Source organism: Microcystis sp. LE19-131.1A (genome assembly GCF_027532015.1).
Classification (GTDB): domain Bacteria; phylum Cyanobacteriota; class Cyanobacteriia; order Cyanobacteriales; family Microcystaceae; genus Microcystis; species Microcystis ichthyoblabe_A.
In genome coordinates this window covers 1-3,102 of the sequence record NZ_JAPZSS010000296.1, presented here as the reverse complement: position 1 = coordinate 3,102, position 3,102 = coordinate 1, and the positions used below count along the sequence as shown (strand labels likewise).

The window sequence follows — 3,102 nt, the reverse complement described above, 5'->3', positions numbered from 1 at the left end:
CTTATGGTCAGAAATCGACCATTATGCCTTCTTGTCAAAAAATTTGTTCAATCTAGCTAACTACCATTATCGCCAATATTTCTTTGAAAACTCCCAAAAACTGAGTTTTAATCAACTCTATCATCTGGTATCTAAAACCTCAGATTATTTAGCTTTACCCACGAAACCGAAGCACGCAGATAATCAGAAGATTAGATCAGGCTTGGATTAGTTATTTTGCCGCTTTTAGAGCTTGGAAAAAACACCCTGAAAAATTTTTAGGAAAACCCAAAATTATTAAGTATAAGGAGAAAATCAAAGGAAGAAACCTGCTGATATATTCTCAGGAATCAATTTATAAAAAACCTCTAAAAGAAGGAATTTGTCACTTGTCTATGAGCGACTTAAAAATTACCACTTCCCGAAGAGAAATAATTGAGGTGAGAATTGTCCCCAAAAGTAGCTGTTATGTCATTGAAATAGTCTATGAAAGACGGTCGGAAACCACAGATAAACAAGAGATAGCTGGGATAGATTTAGGAGTTAATAACTTAATGGCTGTAACTACAAATCAAACAGGTGTAGCACCTCTTTTGGTAAATGGCAGACCGTTAAAAGCAATTAACACCTTCTACAACAAACAACGTTCCCGCTTACAATCTCAACTGAAAACCAGAAATAATCAACCCTCATCTAAGAGATTGATATTCCTAACCCATAAACGAAACTGTCGAGTAGAAAATTATCTACACACAGCCAGTAAAAGAGTAATAGATTGGTGTATTCGACCTCAAATAGGGACATTAATAATTGGGCATAATGAGCGGATAAAACAATGTCTTAATCTAGGAAAAAGGAATAATCAACAATTTGTTAATATTCCCCATTATAGATTAATAGAAATGTTAACCTACAAAGCTCAATTAAAAGGAATAAAAGTCATAATAACTGAAGAATCCTATACCTCACAATCCAGTGCTTTAGATAGGGATGAGTTACCTAAATATGGTGAAGAAAAACCATTATTTAAGGGAAAAAGGTTAGCTAGGGGACTGTATAAAATGGGAACAAATCAGTTGTTAAATGCCGATGTCAATGGGTCATTTAACATCATTAGAAAAGTAATTCCTGATGTCATTGACCAGGGAATAAAGGGTTTGCCGTTTAATCCTGTAGTGCTTGACCCACTACGAATGACTAAGCTTTCAGGCTTTTAAGTAAGTTTGAGTAAGTTTAGTTGAGCGGTATAGATCCTCCGGTTATAATGAAATCTGGGAAAATGACACCGCCCCATCCCGAAAACTCTCACCCCTTGCTAGGTATAATCGATCGCAGGAAGAATTTTATGAGTAAATTTGTCTTTGTCACCGGGGGAGTCGTCTCCAGTATTGGGAAAGGAATTGTCGCCGCTAGTTTGGGAAGATTGTTGAAAAGTCGGGATTATTCCGTCTCAATTCTGAAATTAGACCCCTATATCAACGTGGATCCGGGTACGATGAGTCCTTTTCAACACGGAGAGGTATTTGTCACCGATGATGGGGCCGAAACCGACCTCGACCTTGGCCACTACGAACGTTTTACCGATACGGAACTCTCCCGTCTCAATAGCGTGACTACTGGCTCGATTTATCAAGCGGTATTGAATAAAGAGCGCCGTGGTGCTTATATGGGGGGAACTGTGCAGGTAATTCCCCATATTACCAACGAAATCAAGGAAAGGATTCTCCGGGTGGCCAAAGATACCAACCCCGATATCGTCATTACAGAAATTGGTGGTACGGTGGGAGATATCGAATCTCTGCCTTTTTTAGAAGCAATTAGGCAATTTAGGAAGGATGTGGGTCGAAATAACGTAGTTTATATGCACGTTACCCTAATTCCTTGGATTCCGGCCGCCAAGGAGATGAAAACGAAACCGACGCAACACTCGGTTAAGGAATTAAGATCGATCGGTATTCAACCGGATGTGTTAGTCTGTCGTTGTCATCTACCCCTACAACCGGGGTTAAAAGAAAAACTCTCAGCTTTCTGTGATGTGCCGGTGGAATCGGTGATTACTGCTCAGGATGCCAGCAGTATCTACGAAGTTCCTCTCAATCTGGAAAAAGAGGGATTAGCGCAACAAACCCTAGAATTATTAAACCTGGGTCCCCGATACCCCCATCTGGAGGAGTGGGAAAATCTCATCCGACAGATGCAATCCCCTAGTCAAAAATTAGAGATAGCTATCGTTGGTAAATATGTGCAGTTAGGGGATGCTTATCTCTCGGTGGTGGAGGCCCTTAAACACGCTGCTATTGCCCTTGATAGCGAGATAGAATTGCGTTGGGTAAGTGCTGAAGATGTGGATAACGATTCGGCCGAAGCTCATTTAAGCGGTGTTGACGGTATTGTGGTACCAGGTGGTTTTGGGATTAGGGGTGTGGATGGCAAAATTAAGGCGATCGAGTATGCTAGGGTCAATAATATTCCTTTCTTGGGTCTCTGTTTAGGGATGCAGTGTTCGATTATCGAATGGGGTCGCAATGTGGCCCGATTGGAAAGGGCCAATAGTTCCGAATTTGAAGAGGATACACCGAATCCGGTGATTAATTTACTGCCAGAACAGGCAGATGTGGTGGATTTAGGGGGAACAATGCGCTTAGGTCTCTATCCCTGCCGTTTAAATCCCGATAGTCTAGCTTTCTCTCTCTACGGTCAAGAGGTTATCTATGAGCGCCATCGTCACCGTTACGAGTTCAATAATGCCTATCGTAGTCTCTTTTTTGAGACCGGTTATCTGGTGAGTGGCACTTCTCCCGATGGTCGTTTGGTGGAAATTATCGAACTACCAAAACATCCTTTCTTTATTGCTACCCAATTTCACCCCGAATTTCGCTCTCGTCCCAATAAAGCTCATCCTCTCTTTTCTGGTTTCATGAAAGCGGCCCTCAAAGGTAGAGAGGAAAAGTTCTCCCTTAGTAGTCAGCATTCGGCTATTAGTTAGGGTTTGCTGAATAATGGTAAAAACCTTACAGGAAAGGGCTTTTAGCTTGATTGAGAGCTTCCCAAATGCACTTAAATCTGCTAGAATCTCTTAAAACCCTTGCATCACCCTTGCATCACCCTTGCATCTTCTCTAAT

Annotated in this window: 1 protein-coding gene and 1 pseudogene; both read left to right on the top strand. The window is 41.4% G+C overall.

Annotated features, from left to right (window positions below; translation table 11 throughout):
- Positions 1-1,196: pseudogene (locus tag O9323_RS20850) on the top strand (RNA-guided endonuclease InsQ/TnpB family protein); the annotation flags it as partial.
- A gap of 128 nt (positions 1,197-1,324) precedes the next feature.
- On the top strand, positions 1,325-2,965 hold the full coding sequence (gene pyrG, locus O9323_RS20845) for a glutamine hydrolyzing CTP synthase (protein ID WP_069475568.1): 1,641 nt from the start codon (positions 1,325-1,327) through the stop codon (positions 2,963-2,965).
- The last annotated feature ends 137 nt before the right edge of the window (positions 2,966-3,102 follow it).